The organism is Pseudomonas sp. EU05-FHT14B02 (assembly GCF_058791055.1).
Window position 1 is genome coordinate 171,119 of record NZ_JBYTDD010000006.1, and the last position, 20,075, is coordinate 191,193.

The 20,075-nt window shown below is 61.1% G+C and carries 14 protein-coding genes; 10 read left to right on the top strand and 4 right to left on the bottom strand.

The annotated features are described in order from the left end of the window. Positions 1-5 precede the first annotated feature (5 nt). The 5 genes from AC3WTM_RS08535 (at position 6) to AC3WTM_RS08555 (ending at position 7,335) form a co-directional block, all read left to right on the top strand. Complete coding sequence (locus AC3WTM_RS08535) at positions 6-1,397, top strand: GntP family permease (protein ID WP_102671494.1); 1,392 nt, start codon at positions 6-8, stop codon at positions 1,395-1,397. 7 nt (positions 1,398-1,404) lie between these two features. Further along, entirely contained in the window at positions 1,405-2,178 is a 774-nt protein-coding gene (locus AC3WTM_RS08540) for a 3-hydroxybutyrate dehydrogenase (protein WP_102671493.1), read from the top strand. Positions 2,179-2,256: 78 nt separating this feature from the next. Continuing rightward, positions 2,257-4,212, top strand: coding sequence for an acetoacetate--CoA ligase (locus tag AC3WTM_RS08545; RefSeq protein ID WP_102671492.1), 1,956 nt, complete (start codon positions 2,257-2,259; stop codon positions 4,210-4,212). Positions 4,213-4,455: 243 nt separating this feature from the next. Next, positions 4,456-6,993 carry a PAS domain-containing hybrid sensor histidine kinase/response regulator gene (locus AC3WTM_RS08550; RefSeq protein ID WP_102671491.1) on the top strand — a complete coding sequence of 846 codons (2,538 nt, stop codon included), beginning with the start codon at positions 4,456-4,458 and terminating at the stop codon, positions 6,991-6,993. Positions 6,994-7,059: 66 nt separating this feature from the next. Next, positions 7,060-7,335: a peptidylprolyl isomerase gene (locus AC3WTM_RS08555; RefSeq protein WP_007898282.1), complete on the top strand. Its 276-nt coding sequence runs from the start codon at positions 7,060-7,062 to the stop codon at positions 7,333-7,335. A 145-nt stretch (positions 7,336-7,480) separates the two neighbouring features. Here the strand turns inward: AC3WTM_RS08555 and kdgK are convergent, their stop codons facing one another. The 4 genes from kdgK to AC3WTM_RS08575 all read right to left on the bottom strand — a co-directional run bounded on the left by kdgK (position 7,481) and on the right by AC3WTM_RS08575 (position 11,112). After that, positions 7,481-8,413, bottom strand: a complete 933-nt coding sequence (gene kdgK / locus AC3WTM_RS08560) for a 2-dehydro-3-deoxygluconokinase (protein ID WP_102671490.1) — start codon at positions 8,411-8,413, stop codon at positions 7,481-7,483. Between the two features lie 141 nt (positions 8,414-8,554). Further along, complete coding sequence (locus AC3WTM_RS08565) at positions 8,555-9,772, bottom strand: amino acid deaminase (protein WP_102671489.1); 1,218 nt, start codon at positions 9,770-9,772, stop codon at positions 8,555-8,557. 39 nt (positions 9,773-9,811) lie between these two features. Further along, entirely contained in the window at positions 9,812-10,576 is a 765-nt protein-coding gene (locus tag AC3WTM_RS08570; RefSeq protein WP_102671488.1) for an IclR family transcriptional regulator, read from the bottom strand. A gap of 146 nt (positions 10,577-10,722) precedes the next feature. Beyond that, complete coding sequence (locus AC3WTM_RS08575; RefSeq protein WP_102671487.1) at positions 10,723-11,112, bottom strand: RidA family protein; 390 nt, start codon at positions 11,110-11,112, stop codon at positions 10,723-10,725. Positions 11,113-11,485: 373 nt separating this feature from the next. On the opposite strand from AC3WTM_RS08575, the gene wecB reads away from it, so the two are divergent. The 5 genes from wecB to AC3WTM_RS08600 are packed head-to-tail and all read left to right on the top strand — an operon-like array spanning position 11,486 to position 19,907. After that, positions 11,486-12,637: a non-hydrolyzing UDP-N-acetylglucosamine 2-epimerase gene (gene wecB / locus AC3WTM_RS08580; protein ID WP_102671486.1), complete on the top strand. Its 1,152-nt coding sequence runs from the start codon at positions 11,486-11,488 to the stop codon at positions 12,635-12,637. Next, complete coding sequence (gene nfrB / locus AC3WTM_RS08585) at positions 12,634-14,808, top strand: cyclic di-3',5'-guanylate-activated glycosyltransferase NfrB (RefSeq protein WP_102671485.1); 2,175 nt, start codon at positions 12,634-12,636, stop codon at positions 14,806-14,808. The genes wecB and nfrB overlap by 4 nt, the downstream gene beginning before the upstream one ends. Next, positions 14,805-17,969, top strand: coding sequence for an NfrA family protein (locus AC3WTM_RS08590; RefSeq protein ID WP_102671484.1), 3,165 nt, complete (start codon positions 14,805-14,807; stop codon positions 17,967-17,969). Before nfrB ends, AC3WTM_RS08590 begins: the two co-directional genes overlap by 4 nt. After that, complete coding sequence (locus tag AC3WTM_RS08595; protein WP_102671483.1) at positions 17,969-18,847, top strand: DUF4434 family protein; 879 nt, start codon at positions 17,969-17,971, stop codon at positions 18,845-18,847. The genes AC3WTM_RS08590 and AC3WTM_RS08595 overlap by 1 nt, the downstream gene beginning before the upstream one ends. Then, on the top strand, positions 18,831-19,907 hold the full coding sequence (locus tag AC3WTM_RS08600; RefSeq protein WP_102671482.1) for a GGDEF domain-containing protein: 1,077 nt from the start codon (positions 18,831-18,833) through the stop codon (positions 19,905-19,907). Before AC3WTM_RS08595 ends, AC3WTM_RS08600 begins: the two co-directional genes overlap by 17 nt. Positions 19,908-20,075 lie beyond the last annotated feature (168 nt).

The following is a 20,075-nucleotide window of genomic DNA, read 5'->3' on the forward strand; positions in this document are numbered from 1 at the left end:
ACACCATGAGTGTGATCATTGCCTTGGCAGCGCTCGCGCTGCTGATGCTGGCTGCCTACCGTGGCTACAGCGTTATCCTTTTTGCTCCGATTGCCGCCCTCGGCGCTGTCCTGCTGACTGACCCGTCTGCCGTCGCCCCCGCTTTCACCGGGGTGTTCATGGAAAAAATGGTCGGCTTCATCAAGCTGTATTTCCCGGTGTTCCTGCTCGGCGCGGTGTTCGGCAAGCTGATCGAACTGTCCGGCTTCTCGCGCTCCATCGTCGCGGCCGCCATTCGCCTGCTCGGCACCCGCCAGGCGATGCTGGTGATCGTGCTGGTCTGTGCCCTGCTGACCTACGGCGGCGTATCGTTGTTTGTGGTGGTGTTCGCGGTCTATCCGTTTGCCGCTGAAATGTTCCGCCAGAGCAACATCCCCAAGCGGCTGATCCCGGCGACCATTGCGCTGGGCGCCTTCTCGTTCACCATGGACGCCCTGCCCGGCACGCCACAAATCCAGAACATCATCCCCAGCACCTTCTTCAACACCACCGCCTGGGCAGCGCCGTGGCTGGGCCTGATCGGCACGATCTTCGTGTTCTGCGCCGGCATGCTGTTTCTCCAGCGCCAGCGCAACAAGGCCCAGCGTACCGGTGAAGGCTATGGTTCGGACCTGCGCAACGAGCCGGAAACCGCCCCCGACTTGAAGCTGCCCAACCCGTGGCTGGCGCTGTCGCCACTGCTGGCGGTGGGCATCATGAACCTGCTGTTCACCCACTGGATTCCGCAGGTGTACGGCAAGACCCATAGCCTCGCGCTGCCGGGCATGGCCACGCCGGTGACCACGGAAATCGCCAAGCTCACGGCGATCTGGGCGGTACAGGCAGCCTTGCTGGTCGGCATCCTCATGGTGCTGGTGTTCGGCTACAAGGCGATCAGCCGAAAGCTGGCCGAAGGCAGTAAAAGTGCGGTCAGCGGTGCCTTGCTGGCGGCGATGAATACGGCCTCGGAATACGGTTTCGGGGCGGTGATCGCGTCCCTGCCGGGTTTCCTGGTTCTGGCCGACTGGCTCAAGAGCATTCCCAACCCGCTGGTCAACGAAGCGATTACCGTGACCCTGCTGGCCGGCATCACCGGTTCCGCCTCGGGCGGCATGAGCATCGCGTTGGCGGCGATGTCGGAGCAGTTCATCAGCGCAGCCCATGCGGCGAACATTCCGCTGGAAGTGCTGCACCGGGTCGCCGCGATGGCCAGCGGAGGCATGGACACCCTGCCGCACAACGGCGCGGTGATTACCCTGCTGGCGGTCACCGGGCTGACCCACCGCGAGGCTTACAAAGATATTTTCTGTATTACGCTGATCAAGACCCTGGCGGTTTTCGTGGTGATCGGCACTTTCTACGCCACTGGCATTGTGTGAGGTATTCATGACGACTCTTTCGGGCAAGACCGCACTGGTCACCGGCTCCACCAGCGGCATCGGCCTGGGGATCGCCCTCAGCCTGGCCAAGGCGGGGGCCAACCTGATCCTCAACGGCTTCGGCGATGCCTCCCAAGTGATTGCCCAGGTGCAACAGTTTGGCGGCAAGGTCGGCCATCACCCGGCCGATGTCAGCGATCCGGCACAAATTGCCGACATGATCGCCTACGCCGAGCGCGAGTTCGGCGGCGTCGACATTCTGGTCAATAATGCAGGTATTCAACACGTCGCAGCGGTGGATGACTTTCCTGTGGAACGCTGGGATTCGATCATCGCCATCAACCTGTCGTCGGTGTTCCACAGTACCCGGCTGAGTCTGCCGGGCATGCGCGCCAAGGGTTGGGGCCGGGTGATCAACATCGCGTCGGTGCATGGTCTGGTCGGCTCGGTGGGCAAGTCTGCCTATGTCGCCGCCAAGCATGGGGTGATCGGCTTGACCAAAGTGGTCGCGCTGGAAACCGCAACCACCCAGGTCACCTGCAATGCGATCTGCCCAGGCTGGGTATTGACGCCGCTGGTGCAAAAGCAGATTGATGATCGTGCCGCCAACGGTGTTGACCCGCAGCAGGCGCAGCATGATTTGCTCGCTGAAAAGCAGCCATCGCTGGAATTCGTGACACCGCCGCAACTGGGTGAACTGGTGCTGTTCCTGTGCAGCGAAGCCGGCAGCCAGGTGCGGGGCGCGGCGTGGAATGTTGATGGTGGGTGGTTGGCACAGTGACTGGCTGATAGCCCCCTCGCCACAAAAGCCGGCTCCACATCAGCCTGTGTGAAGGCATAAAAAAAGAAGAGGCAAACCATGTCCGACATCCTCTGGCAACCCGACGCCAAACGCATTGGCAAGACCCGTATGGAAGCATTTCGGCGCTTCATCAATCAGCGACACCACCTCAAGATTGACGACTACCCGGCCCTGCACCAGTGGTCTATCGATCAACGCCCGGACTTCTGGCAGGCCATCGTCGATTTCTTCGACATCCGTTTCCACGAGCAGCCCGACACCGTGCTGCTCTTAGGTCCTCGGATGCCCAGCGCCCAATGGTTCCCCGGTGCAACGCTGAACTTTGCCGAACACCTGCTACAGCGTCGCGACGATGCGATCGCCGTAATAGCCGTCGGCGAAAACGGTCAGCGTGAACATTTGACCTGGGCTGAACTCGCCGAGCAGGTCGCCGGTTTTCAGAATGGCTTGATCGCCGCCGGCGTCGGTGTGGGTGACCGGGTCGCCGCGTGCATGCCCAACACCTGGCAGACACTGGTGGCCATGCTCGCCACCACCAGCCTTGGCGCTATCTGGTCCTGCTCCTCACCGGACTTCGGCACCCAAGGGGTGGTAGACCGTTTCGGTCAGATCGAACCGAAAGTACTGGTGACCTGCGCCGGCTACCGCTATGCCGGCAAGGAGATCGACCAGACCGCCAAGGTCAACGAGATCCTCCAGCGTCTGCCTTCGCTGCAACAGCTCATCGTCGTGCCTTGCGCCCGGCCACAGGCGCACATCGAAGAATTCCACACCCAGGCCAACGTGACGCTGTGGGACGATTTCTACGAACCCGGCGGCGAGCCGGACTTCGTCCCCGTGCCCTTCACCCATCCGCTATACATCCTCTACTCCAGCGGCACCACCGGCGTGCCCAAATGCATCATCCACAGCACCGGCGGCGTGTTGCTGCAACACGTCAAGGAACACGGCCTGCATTGCGATCTAGGCCCCGGTGAACGGCTGTTCTACTACACCACCTGCGGCTGGATGATGTGGAACTGGTTGGTGTCGGCACTGGCTACAGGCAGCTCCGTGGTGCTGTACGATGGCTCACCGTTCCAGCCCGAGCCACAACGCTTGATCGACCTGATCGACGACGAACGCATCAGCGTCTTCGGCACCAGTCCCAAATACCTCGCAACTCTGGAAAGCAGCGGTATCAAGCCCCGCGAAAGTCATGACCTGAGCAGCCTCAAGACGTTGCTTTGCACCGGCTCGGCACTGTCGCCGCACAGCTACGATTTCGTCTATCGCGACTTCAAGTCTGACGTGTGCCTGGCTTCGATGTCCGGTGGCACCGACATCGTCTCGTGCTTCGTCAACGGCAACCCGATGTCGCCCGTGCGGCGCGGCGAAATCATGGGCAAGAGCCTGGGCATGGCCGTCGAAGTGTGGAACGACGAAGGCCACCCGGTGATCGGCGAAAAAGGCGAACTGGTCTGCACCCGGCATTTCCCGGCGATGCCCATTGGCCTGTGGAACGATCCCGATGGCGAGAAACTGCGCCAATCCTATTTCAGCCAGTTCCCCGGCGTCTGGTCCCAAGGGGATTACGCCGAACAACTGCCCCATGGCGGGATGATGATCCACGGTCGCTCCGATGCCGTGCTCAACCCCGGCGGCGTGCGCATCGGCACGGCGGAAATCTATCGTCAGGTGGAGAAAGTCCCCCAGGTGCTCGACTGCGTGGCGATCGGTCAGCAGTGGCAGGATGACGTGCGAGTGGTGCTGTTCGTACGCTTGCGCGACGGGCTCGAACTGGACGAGGCGTTGCAACAGCAGATCCGCCAGACGATTCGCGCCAATACCACGCCGCGTCATGTGCCGGCGAAAATCGTCGCGGTCACTGACATTCCCCGGACCATCAGTGGCAAGGTCGTTGAGCTGGCGGTACGCAATGTGGTGCATGGGCAGAAGGTGAAGAACACTGATGCCTTGGCCAATCCCGAGGCGCTGGAACAGTACCGAAACAGGCCCGAGCTCCTGGATTGAATGTAGGAGCGAGCCTGCTCGCGATAAACCTGAGAGCGCCACGGGGCACCTGCCAACCGGCGTTATCGTTGACGTCCATCGCGAGCAGGCTCGCTCCTACAAGGGTTTGGTGATTTCGGCCAATGCCCCTCGTTCCCACAGGGTCCTGTGTCGCGGAGCCGCTCAAGCCTTCGAATCAACCTGAGCCAGCCACCTGTGCAAGAATGGATGCCAGATAAAGCGACTCAGGCGCAGGACTCCTTGATGAACGCAACACCAACCGCCAGCGATGCCCAGGCCTTGATCGCCCGAATCGACTGGGCGAGCAGCCCGCTGGGCGCTGCCAGCACTTGGCCACAAAGCCTGCGAACCGCCGTGGACATCGTCATTCATTCACCGATGCCGATGCTCCTGTTGTGGGGTCCGCAACTGACGCAAATCTACAACGACGGCTTCGCCCTGCTCGCCGGGAGCAAGCATCCGCACGCTTTCGGACAACCGACACACCTGATCTGGCCAGAGTTGCAAGACTTCACCGACCCGATCTACAGCGCCGTACTGCAAGGTCAGGTGCGCACCTACAGCGAACAGCGCTTTACCCTGCAACGCGAGGGCCGGGAGTCTGACTTCTGGCTCGATCTGACCTACAGCCCGATCCGCGACGAAGGTGCCCAGGTGTCCGGGATCCTGGTCACCGCCATCGAAACCAACGAACGCCGGCGCATCGCCCTCGAACTCGAACAGCGCTCGGCGGCCAGCCTCAAGGCCCAGCGTGAAACCGAGGAACGCCTGCAACTGGCCCTTGCCGCCACCGATGCGGTCGGTACCTGGGACTGGGACATCGGCGAGGACCGTTTCATCGCCGATGCGCATTTTGCCCAACTGCATGGCATCGACCCGGCCATGGCCAGTCAATTGCCGATCAGTGAATACCTGCACGGCGTACACCCCGAAGACCGCGCCCTGATCGCCCGCAGCATCAAGCATTGCATCACCCATGGCAGCGAATACGCCGAGGAGTATCGCCTGCTGCAAACCGACGGCCAGATGCGCTGGGTATTTGCCCGCGGTCGCTGCTACAAGGATCACCATGGCCGGCCGGTGCGCTTCCTCGGCGCCGCCCTGGACCTGACCGAACGCAAACACACCGAACAAGCCCTGCGCCAGAGCCAGACCGAGCTGCAACTGATCATCAACGCCATGCCGGTCCTGATCAGCTACGTCGACCGCGAAGAACGCTTTCGCCTGAACAATGCGGCGTACCTCGACTGGTACGGGCTGACGCCGCAAGAGCTTTACGGGCGAACCATTCTTGAGGTGCTCGGCGAAGAAGCCTATGCGCTGCGCGCTCCGCACATCATGGAGGCGCTATCCGGCCGGCCCTGCTGTTTCAGTATCAGCACGCCACACCGCGATGGCAGCATCCGCCAGGCCTTGATGAATTACCTGCCACGCCACGGCGCGGATGGCGCCGTGAACGGTTTCTACATCTTCGTGATCGACGAAACCGAGCGCAAAAAGACCGAAGAAGCCCTGCGCAACCTCAACGAAACCCTTGAAGAACGGGTTGCCGCCCGCACCCGCCAACTGGCCGAAGCCAACGAGCGTCTGCAGAACGAGATGTTCGAGCGCGAACGTGCCGAAGACGCCTTGCGCCATGCGCAGAAAATGGAAGCGGTCGGCCAGCTTACCGGCGGCATCGCCCATGACTTCAACAACATGCTCACCGGTATCATCGGCAGCCTCGACCTGATGCAACGCTACATTGCCGACGGCCGCGCCAGCGAGATTGGTCGATTCACCGAAGCGGCCGTGTCCTCGGCCAACCGCGCCGCCGCCCTCACCCATCGCTTGCTGGCGTTCTCTCGGCGCCAATCACTCAATCGCAAACCGCTCAACCCTAACGAGCTGATCCACTCTCTCGAAGACTTGTTCAGGCGTACCAAGGGCGACCATATCGAACTCAACCTGCAACTGGCCGAGGACATCTGGCGGGTCAGCACTGATGTCAGCCAACTGGAAAACGCCCTGCTCAACCTGGTGATCAACGCCCGGGACGCCATGCCCGGTGGCGGTGAGTTGCAGATCGAAACGGCCAACGTGTACCTCGACGGCAGTGACATGACGAGCCTGGAACCGGTCAAGGCCGGTGACTACGTGATGATTGCCGTCAGCGACAACGGCACCGGCATGACGCCCTCGGTGCTGGCCAAGGCATTCGACCCGTTCTTCACCACCAAGCCCATCGGCCAGGGCACCGGTTTGGGCTTGTCGATGATTTACGGTTTCGCCCAGCAGTCGGGGGGCCACGTCAGTCTTTTCAGCCTGCCGGGACGGGGCACCAGCGTGCGTTTGTACCTGCCGCGCCTGCATTCGACCGAGCCGGAAAAAGTTTTGTCGCCCGTCATCGGCGAGGCACCGGCGGCGATTGCCGGCGAAACCGTAATGCTGGTCGAGGACGATGCGGCAGTACGCATGCTGGTATTGGACCTGCTCAATGAGCTCGGTTATCGCGCCCATGAAGCCAAAGATGCCAAGAGCGCCCTGCCGCTGCTGGAGTCGGACCTGCGGGTGGACCTGCTGGTGACCGACGTCGGGTTGCCGGGCATGAACGGCCGCCAACTGGCGGAAATCGCCCGTCAGCATCGTCCCGAACTGAAAGTGCTGTTCATGACCGGTTACGCCGAGATCGCCGCCGAGCGTCAGGGTTTTCTCGAAGAGGGCATGGACATGGTAGCCAAGCCGTTCTCCATCGATCTGCTGGCCAACAAGATTCGCACGATGATCAGTCAATCGGACTGAGTTGAGGCATAATCGCGCGCCCTCCACTGCCGCCCACATAGCCACCACCGTTGCAAGGTACCGCCAATGAAAGCTCAAGCCCGCCATATTCTGGTGAAAACCTCGGAAGAAGCCGAGCAGCTCAAACAACGCATCGCCAAGGGCGAAGCGTTCGACGTGCTGGCCAAGAAGTATTCGACCTGCCCATCGGGCAAGCGCGGCGGCGATCTCGGTGAAGTGCGGCCGGGACAGATGGTCGGCGTGATTGATGCGGTGATTTTCAAGAAACCGCTGCGGGTGGTGCATGGGCCGATCAAGAGCAAGTTCGGGTATCACCTGGTGCAGGTGTTTTACCGGGATTGATGCTCTGTTGGCTTCCGGGTCCCATCGCGAGCAAGCTCGCTCCCACAGGGATTTGTGAGTTGCAATAGGTTGCAGCCACACCGAATACCACTGTGGGAGCGAGCTTGCTCGCGATCCGATGGCGCAGCCAGCCGCCATTCAACTTTTACTTGGGAATCAGCGCCCCCGGCACCTGAATCACCCGGCTCGCCAACCGATGCCCGGCCTCGGCGGCTTGCGAAGGGCTGCCGCCCTTGAGCCGCGAAGCCAGATACGCCGCGCTGAACGAATCCCCCGCTGCCGTGGTGTCCACCACCCGCTCGACCTTTTGCGCCGGCACTTCGAACGACTCTCCATCACAACGAATCAGGCACGCTTGTGCGCCGCGCTTGAGCACCACTTCCGGCGTACCGATCTGCTCATACGCGGCAAACACCGCTTCAGCATCGGCATAACCAAACAACGCCTGTTCGTCATCCACCGTCAGCAACGCCAGGTCGACATACGCCAGCACACGGCGATACGCCGCCCGGGCGTCCTCGACCGAGGCCCACAGTCGTGGCCGGTAGTTGTTGTCGAACACGATTCGCGCATCGCGCTGGCGGGCTTCGATCAGGGTTTCCAGCAATTTTTCCCGGCCTTGTTCGCCGAGTACCGCCAGGGTGATGCCGCTGAAGTACAGCACGTCGTAATCCGGCAACGCGGCGAGAATCGGCGCGGCGGCCGGGGTGGTGAAGCAATCGCGGACAGCCGCTTCGTTGCGCCAGTACAGAAAGCGTCGCTCACCGGCGGCGTCAGTCTGGATGCAATACAAACCCGGCAGGCGTCCGGGCAAACGCTGGACCATGGCGAGCCCGATATTTTCTGTCGCCCAACTCTGGCACATCGCGTCGCTGAAACTGTCATCGCCCAGGGCGGTGACGTAGTCCACGGAGCCGTCCTCTCCCAGTTCCCGGGACAGGTACACGGCCGTGTTCAAGGTGTCGCCACCGAAGCTCTGTTGCAGGCTGCCATCGGCGCGATGCTGCAACTCGATCATGCACTCGCCGATCAGGGCGATGCGTGGAGAGTTGGGGCCCAGGGTGTTGATGGTGTTCATTGTTGTGGGGTCTCTGGTGTTTCGGTGTTGTCTGACAGGGCCTCATCGCGAGCAAGCTCGCTCCCACACTGGATCTTCGGTGTTCACAAAACCCTGTGGGAGCGAGCTTGCTCGCGATGGCCGCAACTCGATCTCAAACCCTTAGAAACAGGTTTCCATGGTCTCGATGACGTTCAGTTGCTCATCCACCAGGCAACCGACACGCCACTTGTCGAACGTCAGGCACGGGTGCGAAGTGCCAAACGAAATGATGTCGCCCACCCGCAGATCAACCCCCGGTGCCACAGTCATGAACGCATGTTGGTCCATCACCGCAGTCACCTTGCAGACGCTCACATCATCGCCTTTGGCCGGCACGACGCCCGCCTTGTAACGCAGCAATGGCACCGGCAAACCGGCGTCGTAGGCCACGTCGCGCTTGCCCAGGGCAATCACCGCAAACCCTGGTTCGGGCAACGACTGCACATGCGCCCACACTTCCAGCGCCGGACGCAGGCCTTCGTGCAGGTCGCTGCGACGGTCGAGCACGCAGCACTGCGCTTCCTTGTAGATGCCATGGTCATGGGCCACGTAACTGCCAGGACGCAGCACGCTGAGGAAACGCCCGGCGGCGTTCTGCGCTTCGAAGGACTCGGCAATCAGGTCATACCAGGCCGAGCCCGACGCGGTGATGATCGGCTTGGAGATGGCGAAAGCACCGCTGTCCTGCAACTGCACCGCCAGGCGCACCAGTGACGCGGCGAAATCGCGGATACCGGTCACCGCGTGATCGCCGTGGATCACCCCTTCGTAGCCTTCGATCCCGGTCAGGGCCAGCGCCGGCTGCGCAGCGATGGCCTTGGCCAGGTCGAGCACCTGCTGCTCGCTGCGGCAACCGCAGCGACCACCGACCACGCCGTATTCGATCATGACGTTCAAACGCACGCCACGGGAGGCGAAATAGGCACCGAGGTCGGCGACGTTGTCCGGGTGATCGACCATGCAATAGAAGTCGAACGTCGGGTCGGCCAGCAGGTCGGCAATCAGCGCCATGTTCGGCGTACCGACCAACTGGTTGGCCATCAGCACCCGGCGCACACCATGAGCGTAGGCCGCACGGGTTTGGGTGGCGCTGGCCAGGGTGATGCCCCAGGCACCGGCGTCCAGTTGGCGCCGGAACAGCGCCGGGGTCATGCTGGTTTTGCCATGGGGCGCGAGTTCCGCTCCGCTGTCGCTGACGAATGCCTGCATCCAGCGAATGTTGTGTTCCAGCGCCTCGCGGTGCAGTACCAGCGCAGGCAGGCTGACGTCACGCACCAGGCTGGCGCCCTTGGGCGCGGTGCCTTTTTCCACGGCGGCAGTATTGGGGGCAGAAGACATGGTCGAACTCCTCGTTCACGCGGCCGCGGGCAGCCGCTGTTATTCGTTGATGCGACGGGCCAGGCTGTTGGCGCTTTCGATCAGCACCCGGCGGTAGTCGTTATAGTTGCTCTTGGCATCGGCCCGGGGGGCGACGATGCACAGGGTCGCGATGGCTACACCGTTGGGGTCTTTGACCGGTGCGGCGAAGCAATGGGTAAAGGTGTCGGCGACGCTATCGAAGGAAAAGAAACCGTCGATACCGGCCTGACGGATCTCCTTGAGAAATTGCTCCAGCGGCAATTGTTCGCCATTGGGCAGGATGAAGTCGTCACGGTCGATCAGGTCGACGATTGCCTGGTCGCTCAGGTGCGCCAGCAGCAAGCGCCCGGATGCGGTCCAGGGGATGGGCGCGTTTTCGCCGATGTCCGAGGAAATGCGGAAATGCCGCTCCCCCTCCTTCATCAGCGCAACGGTGTACTTGCGCCCGTTGAGCAGGCACATCTGTGCCGTTTCACGGGTCTGGCTGACGATCTCCTGCAAGGCGTGATCGGCCTCGCGAGTCAGATCGAAATGTCGCAGGTGTGCCTGCCCGAGAAAGTACAACTGGCGACCAAGGTAGACATGACCGTCCTTGCCCACCGGCTCCAGGATGCGTCGCTCCAGCAGCGAGGCCACCAGTTCGTAGACCGTGGATTTGGGGCTGCCGATGCCGTTGGCGATGTCGTTCGGGCGCAAGGGCTGGCCAATCTCCTTGAGAAAATCGAGGATATCGAACGCCCGGTCCAGCCCGCGTGCCCGGCGCTTGATGGTGTCTTCGGTCATTTCAGTGGTTCCCATTCAAAGTCGCCGGGAGTTTACCCAGTGTGCTGCATTGACCGTCAGGCCGCCTTCGCGAGCAGGCTCGCTCCCACATTTGGAATGCGATCCCCTGTGGGAGCGAGCAGGCTCGCGAAGAAGTCACCGCGGACTCAGCCTTTTTTCTTGTAAGCAATGCAGTCGATCTCGACCTTGCAGTCGACCATCATGTTTGCCTGCACACAGGCCCGCGCAGGGGCATGTTCTGGCTTGAAGTACTCGGAGAACACCTTGTTGAAGCTCCAGAAATCCCGCGGGTCTTCCAGCCACACGCCGGTGCGCACCACGTCTTCGAGGCCATAACCGGCCTCTTCAAGGATAGCGATCAGGTTCTTCATGGTCTGGTGAGTCTGCTCGACGATACCACCGACAATGATCTCGCCATCCAGCGCCGGCACTTGGCCGGACACATGCAGCCAGCCATCGGCTTCGACAGCGCGGGCGAATGGACGAGGCTGACCACCGCCGGCGGTGCTGCCGGTGCCGTAACGAGTAATGCTCATGCGTGTTTCTCCTGACTGGAAGTTATTATTCCGCTATAGCGGAACTAAGTGTGCAATAACGGAATATCGGCAGAAAGTGTGCCACAGGATGTGGAGGGAATGTGAGGGGGATTGAAATTTGTTTTGAATCAGAGGGATGGGTAAAAACAGAAAAGTCGTCACCAAACACAAGGGCAAACAGACGCTGCCGCTGGCTACAGGGGACGGGTATCTGGTTCTCAATTGGGTGCACATGCCCCCATCCGAAGCAACACCCTCGACTCAGGGTAGCTTCATTGGACAACCGCCCATCCGACTGCTTTATTCTATGTCCAGGAAATTACCGGTTTTAGCAGCCGCGACGTGTTCGGCGTGCGCGGTCCCAGGAGGGTTGATGTCATTTAAAGTCATGATGGTTTTCGGTACGCGTCCGGAGGCCATCAAGATGGCTCCCCTGGCACGGGTCCTGCGCAATTGGCCTGGTTTAACCCTGAACATCTGCTCCACTGGCCAGCACCGGGAAATGCTCAAGCAGGTCCTCGACTCGTTCGAACTGACGGTCGATGAAGACTTGCAGGTGATGACTCGGGGCCAGACCCTCAACAGTCTCTCCGAGCAATTGCTGGGGCATCTCGACAAAGCCTACGAGCGGGTGCATCCGGATATCGTGCTGGTACACGGCGACACCACCACCAGCTTCATTGCCGCCCTCGCCGCGTTCAATCGCCAGATACCCATCGGCCACGTCGAGGCAGGTTTGCGTACCGGTAACTTGCGCGCACCCTGGCCGGAGGAAGCCAACCGGCACCTGACCGGTGTCATCGCCGACCTGCATTTCGCGCCGACCACCATCAACCAGGACAACCTGCTGCGCGAAGGTGTGTCCAAGGCCAACATCGAGGTCACCGGTAACACGGTGATCGATGCGCTGATATGGATGCGCAGACACCAACAGGAAATCCACTGGCACCCGGCCGCCGACTCGCCGCTGGCGGTGCTCGATGACAACAGGCGCATGGTGCTGATCACCGGGCATCGCCGAGAGAATTTCGGCGGCGGTTTTCGCAACATCTGCCTGGCTCTTGCCACCCTTGCCGAACGTTATCCCGATGCGCAATTCGTCTACCCGGTGCACCTCAATCCGCAGGTGCAAACGGCGGTCTACAGCCTCCTCTCGGACAAACCCAATATCTATCTGGTGGCGCCGCAGGATTACCAGCATTTCGTCTGGCTGATGGACCGCGCCTATTTCATTCTCACCGATTCCGGTGGCATCCAGGAGGAAGCACCGGCCATTGGCAAGCCGCTTCTGGTGCTGCGCGATGTCACGGAGCGGCCATCGGCACTCGAAGGCGGAACCGTGGTGCTGGTGGGCACCGACACCGACCGCATCGTCAGGAAATCGAGCCTGTTGTTCGATGATGAAGCCACCTTCGAGCGAATGAGCCGGGTCCATAGCCCCTTTGGCGACGGACACGCCAGCGAACGGATCGCCAATCGCCTCGGCATGTGGCTCAAACACCGCACGGCGGGTAAAGCCGTATGAGCCTGGTGTTTGTCGACTTCTTTGCCTATGTGTTGTTCGGTCTCAAATACCTCGCGATTACCCTGGCCCTGCTGATGTTCATACTCGGCCTCGATGACCTGTTCATCGACCTGGTGTACTGGACCCGCAAGTTGATCCGGCGCTGGCGGATCTATGAAAAATTTGACCGCGCCGATGAGCAACGGCTGTATTCCATCGGCGAAAAACCCCTGGCAATCATGGTTCCGGCGTGGAACGAAGTCGGCGTGGTCGGTGAAATGGCGCGCCTGGCGGCCTCAACCATCGACTACGAGAACTATCAGATTTTCGTCGGCACCTACCCCAACGACGCCGAGACCCAGGCCGACGTCGATGCGGTGTGCCTGCATTATCCCAACGTGCACAAAGTGGTGTGCGCCCGTCCCGGCCCTACCAGCAAGGCTGACTGCCTGAACAACGTGATCGACGCCATCCTGCGCTTTGAAAACGATGCAAAGATCCAGTTCGCCGGCTTCATCCTGCACGATGCCGAGGACGTGATTTCACCCATGGAGTTGCGCCTGTTCAACTACCTGCTGCCGGCCAAGGACCTGATCCAGATTCCGGTCTATCCCTACGCGCCGCAATGGCATGGCTTCACTGCCGGGCACTATGTCGACGAGTTCGCCGAGAACCATGGCAAGGACGTCATCGTGCGTGAAGCACTGACCGGGCAAGTGCCCAGCGCTGGGGTCGGCACCTGTTTCAGCCGTAAGGCCATCAGTGCCCTGCTCGAAGACGGTGACGGTATCGCCTTCGACGTGCAGAGCCTCACCGAAGACTACGACATCGGTTTTCGCCTCAAGCAAAAAGGCATGAAGTGCATCTTTGCCCGCTATTCGGTGACCGACCCGAAACTGGCACTGGAACAACCATGGGTGTTCGGCATGGACCGCGCCTTTTCCCAGGTGATCTGTGTGCGCGAGCACTTTCCCCGGGACTTGCAGTACGCGATCCGGCAGAAGTCGCGCTGGATCGTCGGCATCGTGTTTCAGGGCACCAAGAATCTGGGCTGGAGCAGCAAAGGCCTGCTCAATTATTTCCTGTGGCGCGACCGCCGTGGCCTGATCGCATACCTGTTGAGCTTCCTGGTGAACATACTGCTGGTGGTGTTACTGGCGATGTGGCTGGTCACCGTGATCGCGCCGAGCGCCTGGCGGTTCCCGTCGATCCTCTCTGACAGCACGTTGTTGGTGGGCCTGCTGTGGCTCAATGGCTTCATGCTGCTCAACCGGCTATTCCAGCGTGGTTGGTTTGTCACCCGTTTTTACGGACTCGGCGAAGGACTGCTGTCGGCACCCCGGATGATGTGGAGCAATTTCGTCAATTTTTTCGCCAACCTTCGGGCGTTGCGCCAGGTGATGGAAATGGGCGATTCGCGTCGCGTCGCCTGGGACAAGACCACCCATGAGTTTCCGGCCCTGGCTGAAGCCCAGCGCACCCCGCTGGGCCATCGCCTGGTGGAAAAAGGCCTGCTGTCTGAAGATCAACTCGAAGCCGCGATCACCAACCCGGTACGTCGGCGCCTGGGGCAGGAACTGTTGCTGCGCGGGCACATCGACACCACGCAACTGGTGCAGGCCCTGGCCGAACAACTGGACCTGGAATGGGCGCCACTCAATCCGTTCAAGCTCGACAAACGCCTGATCGACGCCGTGCCGCGCAAAATCGCTACACACTACGGCGTGTTACCGGTCGCCGAGGAGAACGAAACCCTGGTGCTGGCCTCCGAAGGTCCGGTGAGCCAGGTGTCCCTGGGCGCCATCAGCCGTCAACTGAAACGCCCGGTGCGTTGCCGACTTGCACCACAAGGCCGGGTGACGCTGGGGATCCGCTACTGGTACGCCAGTCCTCGTCAGAGCGAGGAAGTACATCAGATGCTTGAGGTGCTTGAGCAAAATCAGGACGACGAAGACCTGATTGAGCGCGTCAGCCATCACCAAGTGTTGCTGGGCAATCTGTTGCAAGTACGCGGCATGGTGCCGCCAACCCTGTTCAATCAGGCGCTGATCGATTTCGATGCGGAAAAAATGTCTCTCGGTGAACACTTGATTGAACGCGGCATGATCACACAGGAAATCCTCGAACAGGCCCTGGTCGATCAGACGAGCGAGCAGCACGCAGCGTACTGCATTGCCCGGGAGGCCGCATGAAGCCTGTCCATCGTCACACGTTGGTGGCCGGTAGCCTGTTGCTCTGCCTGAACACGACGACGTGGGTGCAAGCCGAACCCTTGACCGATTTCGATCAGTTCCGCAGTTACCCCTATATGGACCGCAGTTACCGCGAAGCGAAAAACGGCAACTGGAAGGAAGTCGAACGGTTGATGCGTCACCTGCTGAGTAACGTGCCGCAAAACGATGAAGCGCGGGCGTTACTGGTGCAATCGCTTGTCAAGCAGCAACGCTACGAAGAGGCCGTGCAAACGCTACCGGATAGCCCGGCCAACAGCGACACCCTGCTCAACCTGCGCCTGGCCTGGATCGAACAGGATCCGCCGGACAGAAAACAGGTGGAGCAGTGGATAGCCTCCAGCAATCCTGACCACCGCGTGCAACTATGGCAAGCCTACAGCGCGAGCCTGGCCAAGCGCGGCGGCGCTGCCTCGGCCCATGACTGGCTGGCGCAACTGCCACCCAAGGGTGACGAGCAAGCGCTGCAACAGGCCCGGGCCAACTGGTCCGAGCAACTGCGCGATTGGGATGGCACCATCAAGGAACTGGCGCCACTGGCCGCTAACCAACAACTCGATGCCCAAAGCTGGCAACGCCTGGCCAACGCCTACGTGCAACGCCTCGACGAGCAACCCTTGCAGCAACTGCTGCAAACAGCGCCAAGCCCGGAAGCCGCGCGCAAAACCCGGCTGGCCATGGTCGACCGGGCGATTGCCATGGGCCAGGCCCAGCAGGCGCAGCGCTGGTTGCAATCGCTACCGCCTGCCGATCTTGCCGATCCGGCGCAACGCCAACGTCTGTGGGAACTGGCCCGGCAAACCGGCGACAGCGCCACGGTGCAACGCTTGAGCGCCGAGCTACAGCGGCCGTGCCTTGAGACCGCCGACTGGCTGTCGCGTCGTGATCCGCAAGCGGCGCTGAGTCAGTTGAAAAGTTGCCAACCCATTGATAATCCGCAAGCCTGGCTGGTCCTCGCCCAGCGTCTGCAAGCCACCGACCTGCTGCAAACGACCCGTCTGCCGGAGCCCTGGGACACGCGACGCCGCGAACACCTGCTCGACGTCTGGCAGGATGAAGGTCGCAGCGACAAAGTCATGGCCTACCTCGCCAGCCAGCCCCAGACCGCCGACGTGGTCAAACGCCGTGCTGAACTGCTCCAGGCATCGGATCACAATACCGAAGCGGCGGCCTTCTGGGAGCGGCATTACCAGCAAACCGGCAACCTCGACTCGCTCAACCAGGCGACCTACCTGGCGTTGAAAGCCGGCCAGCAGGAACATGCGCAGCAATTGCTCGAGAGTGCCTTCGACCGCCACGGCGGCAAGCTGCCGCCCCCCCTGCTGCAAAGGTTGGCGGGGCTGTATGCCGCGTCGACACCGACCGCGGCACAACAGCAACGCGTTGTTTCGCTGCTCAACCGCGTCGACCCCGCCACTCGCGGGCAACTGCTGGCGCAACTGGCGGAAAACGGCCAGTGCGGTGCGGTTCAACAGGCCATCGGTGATCACCCTCAAGCCGCGGGCGACTACCGCGCCCTCGGACGTTGTGCAATGCCCGAGCGCCCCGGCGAAGCAGTGGTGTATTACCAGACCGCCGAAAGAATGGGTGACCAGAACACTCGCCTGCCACTCGCCTACGCCCTGGAGGCTGCCGGAGACTCGGCCGGTGCCCTGGCCATCTGGCGCAGCATTCCAGATGCCGAACTCAGCGACAATGCCCGCCTCACCGCCAGCCGCGGCGCCCTGAATATCGGCGACACGCAAACAGCTGAACGCTACTGGCAACTAAGCCGCACCCGTGGTGCCAATGAGTGGACGTTGGGCGCGGCGATTGCAGATGCCCAGGGCGATCATACCCTCGCGCTGCAACGCCAGCGTTCCGCCCTGCAGCTGGTACCGGATGCCGAGCATTACTATGCGGCCTCGGTCACGGCGCAAAAGGCCGGCGAACTGCAACAAAGTACCGAATGGCTCGCCGAAGCGACGCGCCGCGAACCGAACAATCCCCGTTATCGGGCCGACTACGGAGTGCGCCTGGCCGGTGCCGAGACCAAAGCAGCACGCGCCGGTTCCATCCCGTATCTGCAACGCGCCACCCAGGATTTCCCGGAAGACTATCGCCTTGGCGAAACCCTGGCTTGGCGTTATGACGAGGTCGAAGACAGCGCTTCGGCGCGCAAGGAACTGCGCCGGGTGATCGATCTGGAGCAGAATCCGGTGGCCGCCGATGACGAGGACGGTAGCATGGAAGCGCGGCGCTATCGCCAGCGTCGCGCCCACGAAAGCCTGTCCCGTCGCGACACAGTCACCATCGCCAGTACCTGGTCACCGGCCGGGATATCGACCAACGACATCCTGCGTCCCGACGACAGTACCGGCACACAGCGACGCTCCAGTTCACAGAACGTGCAACTGGCCATGTGGGACCACGCACTGGGCGATGAACCCAGCCGCGCCGGCAGCACGCTGTCGGTCTATGGCCGCGTGCTGCTTGGCGGCATGGGCCGGTCGAGCTATGCCGAATCCCTGGGTACCGGCGTCGGCCTGCGCTACAAGCCCTGGGGCACCGCCAACATCAACTTCTATGGCGAGATCTACAAACAAAGCCAGTTCGATGACCAGGACAACCATGGCCTGAGCCTCGGCCAGATGCTGGTCCCCGACAAGGTGTCCGATCAGGCCGAGGATCACCGCAATGATGGCCACACCACCACCGACTACCTGCTGCGGACAACCGCATCGTTCCTTGATCAGGGTCGATTCCGCAACGATTGGCGGGTCGATGAAAGCGACTGGGAGGAGCGCTTCCTCTACCTCGACGCAGCGTGGTGGACCAAGGCCGGCGACCATCAATGGTTGTCGCGCTTCCAGCAAGGGCACACCTGGAAACTTCCGTTCAACGGCGCTCAAACGATCATGCCGTACGGCTTTCTCGAATTCGCTACCCAGGACCCGAGCAATGACTGGCGCCAGGATCTGCGGACCGGTCTGGGCCTGCGTTGGCAATGGTGGTTCGACGACGATGTCTACAACGCCTATCGCGCGCACTTGACGGTGCGCACTGAGTATCAACAAGCGTTGGGCGGCAATCTGTATGAGGGCGGCAACGGCGTGCTGGTGGGCGTGGAGTTGAATTTCTGATGAAGCGACTTCTTTTGGCTTTGTGCCTGTTGCTGGGCGCCGCAGCGCCCCATGCCGACGAACGTATTTTCTATCAGCCGCTCAATGTCGATGCCAACCTGAGCCAGGCGCAATGGCAGCGGATCTGGCAGGACAGTGCGCGCCAAGGCGTGCACACGGTGATCGTACAGTGGACGGCCTATGGCGATTCGGACTTCGGCGGTGCCAACGGCTGGCTTGCCCGCAGCCTGAAACAGGCTCAGGCCCAAGGCCTGAAACTGGTGCTGGGTCTGCACATGGACCCGGCCTATTACCAACGTATCGATGAGCTTGACAGTGCTGGGCTGGCAACGTACTGGCAGACGCAACTGGGGCAGTCGCTGGCCCGGCAGCAGAAACTGCGAAAGGACTGGAAACTCCCCGTCAGCGGCTGGTATCTGCCCATGGAACTGGATGACCTGCACTTTCTGGCGCTTGATCGTCGACAAAGTTTGCAACGCCAGCTCAAGGACTTTTCCGGCAAGCTCGACGCGCCATTGCACATCAGCGTATTCAACGTCGGAAAACTCGCGCCACAAGTAAATGGCCAATGGCTGGGGGAACTGGCGAACCTCGGGATCCAGGTGTGGTGGCAAGACGGTGCCGGCACCGGACGCTTGCCACCATTGATTCGCAATGGCTACGCCAATGCGCTGCCCTGCTCCATCGGCATCGTCAGGGAAGCCTTCCGGCAAGTCAGCGCTGCCGGACAACCCTTCCGTGCCGAACCAATGCCCCCACAAACCTCTTCACCGGGTTGCCACCCGACATCGGTGTTCTCTCTGCGCTACCGACCCTGGGGCAAGGTGATTCTCGACAACCAACACAACGGCAAGGTCGGCAATGTACAAAACCATTGAAGACGAAGTGCTGAAAAAATCGGCGCCGACTGAACTCAAGGCCGAGTTCCTCCAGCATGAATTCGATCGGCTGCACACATTTTGCGTACTGATCTACATTGCCAGCATCGTGGTCTGGGTTGCTTACGACCTGATCCTGAGTTTCATCGGCGGGCAGCCATTCACCTGGCGCTCGCTGGTGTTCTTCGGTGTCTTCACGATTCTGGTCGTCATTCTGCTGTTTATCCGCGACGCCCGGCACTTCCAGAAACTCAACCTGCTGTTTGTGCTCACCATTGCCTTCGGCACGCGGCTGCTCATCGAAGGCCTGGGAAACGACCACCAACCGGCCTGGCTGTTGCTGGCGGCTTCGACCACCCTCTTCACAGCCTCGGTATTGCCGCTGAGCCGCTGGTCATTCTTTGCCGCGCAGTTGGTGACCTGGTGGTTTCTCAATCCCTTCTACAACACCGGCATCGAACAGTTTGAACTGGGGGGCGTGATGGCCCTCAGTTACACGACATTTATCGGCGGCCTGACCCTCTACAGCTTCCTGACGCTGCGCAAGGCCAAGCTCAACAACTTCATCATGTCCAAGCTGCTGCTGGACCAGGCCTACATCGACACCCTCACCGAAATCCCCAATCGCCGTTCGTTCATGACCCGCGCAAGCCTGCAGTTGAACAACGCGACGCGGGAAAACGACCACTATCTGGCGATGATCGACATCGACAACTTCAAGAAGGTTAACGACGTCTACGGCCACGACATTGGCGATGAGGTGCTCAAGCGCATCGCGCAGGACATCAAGTCGGTGATGGCCCACCACGAATATGCGCGGTTAGGTGGCGAGGAGTTCGCGATTTACCTGGCCGGGGTTCGCCGCGAAGACGTCGAGACGCTGGCCGGTAACCTGTGTCGGGTGGTACGCGAACAACCCACTCGACACCCGGTAACCATCAGTATCGGCCTGGCCCGGGTGCTCGAAGGTGACACACTGAACCAGGCGCTGATCAAGGCCGATGCAGCCTTGTATGAGTCAAAACACACCGGGAAGGATCGCTACACATTTCATCAATAAAGCTATCTACCCCAACTACTGCGCCGCGCGTCCTCATCGCTAATCGAGCGATGTGTGCCATCGAAAAAAGATCTGTTTAAACCCGACCAATCTGATAGCCACTGTCAACTATGACAGTAGACGCTTCTGAGTAGGCAAGGAAATACTGGCGCCGCATCGACTATCGAC

What these genes read in the sequence shown, in the direction of transcription:
- AC3WTM_RS08545 (WP_102671492.1), top strand. Translation starts at nt 2,257, where the DNA reads ATGTCCGACATCCTCTGGCAACCCGACGCCAAACGCATTGGCAAGACC.
- AC3WTM_RS08570 (WP_102671488.1), bottom strand. Translation starts at nt 10,576, where the DNA reads ATGACCGAAGACACCATCAAGCGCCGGGCACGCGGGCTGGACCGGGCG.
- AC3WTM_RS08595 (WP_102671483.1), top strand. Translation starts at nt 17,969, where the DNA reads ATGAAGCGACTTCTTTTGGCTTTGTGCCTGTTGCTGGGCGCCGCAGCG.
- AC3WTM_RS08565 (WP_102671489.1), bottom strand. Translation starts at nt 9,772, where the DNA reads ATGTCTTCTGCCCCCAATACTGCCGCCGTGGAAAAAGGCACCGCGCCC.
- AC3WTM_RS08600 (WP_102671482.1), top strand. Translation starts at nt 18,831, where the DNA reads ATGTACAAAACCATTGAAGACGAAGTGCTGAAAAAATCGGCGCCGACT.
- AC3WTM_RS08540 (WP_102671493.1), top strand. Translation starts at nt 1,405, where the DNA reads ATGACGACTCTTTCGGGCAAGACCGCACTGGTCACCGGCTCCACCAGC.
- kdgK (WP_102671490.1), bottom strand. Translation starts at nt 8,413, where the DNA reads ATGAACACCATCAACACCCTGGGCCCCAACTCTCCACGCATCGCCCTG.
- AC3WTM_RS08575 (WP_102671487.1), bottom strand. Translation starts at nt 11,112, where the DNA reads ATGAGCATTACTCGTTACGGCACCGGCAGCACCGCCGGCGGTGGTCAG.
- AC3WTM_RS08535 (WP_102671494.1), top strand. Translation starts at nt 6, where the DNA reads ATGAGTGTGATCATTGCCTTGGCAGCGCTCGCGCTGCTGATGCTGGCT.
- AC3WTM_RS08590 (WP_102671484.1), top strand. Translation starts at nt 14,805, where the DNA reads ATGAAGCCTGTCCATCGTCACACGTTGGTGGCCGGTAGCCTGTTGCTC.
- nfrB (WP_102671485.1), top strand. Translation starts at nt 12,634, where the DNA reads ATGAGCCTGGTGTTTGTCGACTTCTTTGCCTATGTGTTGTTCGGTCTC.
- AC3WTM_RS08550 (WP_102671491.1), top strand. Translation starts at nt 4,456, where the DNA reads ATGAACGCAACACCAACCGCCAGCGATGCCCAGGCCTTGATCGCCCGA.
- wecB (WP_102671486.1), top strand. Translation starts at nt 11,486, where the DNA reads ATGTCATTTAAAGTCATGATGGTTTTCGGTACGCGTCCGGAGGCCATC.
- AC3WTM_RS08555 (WP_007898282.1), top strand. Translation starts at nt 7,060, where the DNA reads ATGAAAGCTCAAGCCCGCCATATTCTGGTGAAAACCTCGGAAGAAGCC.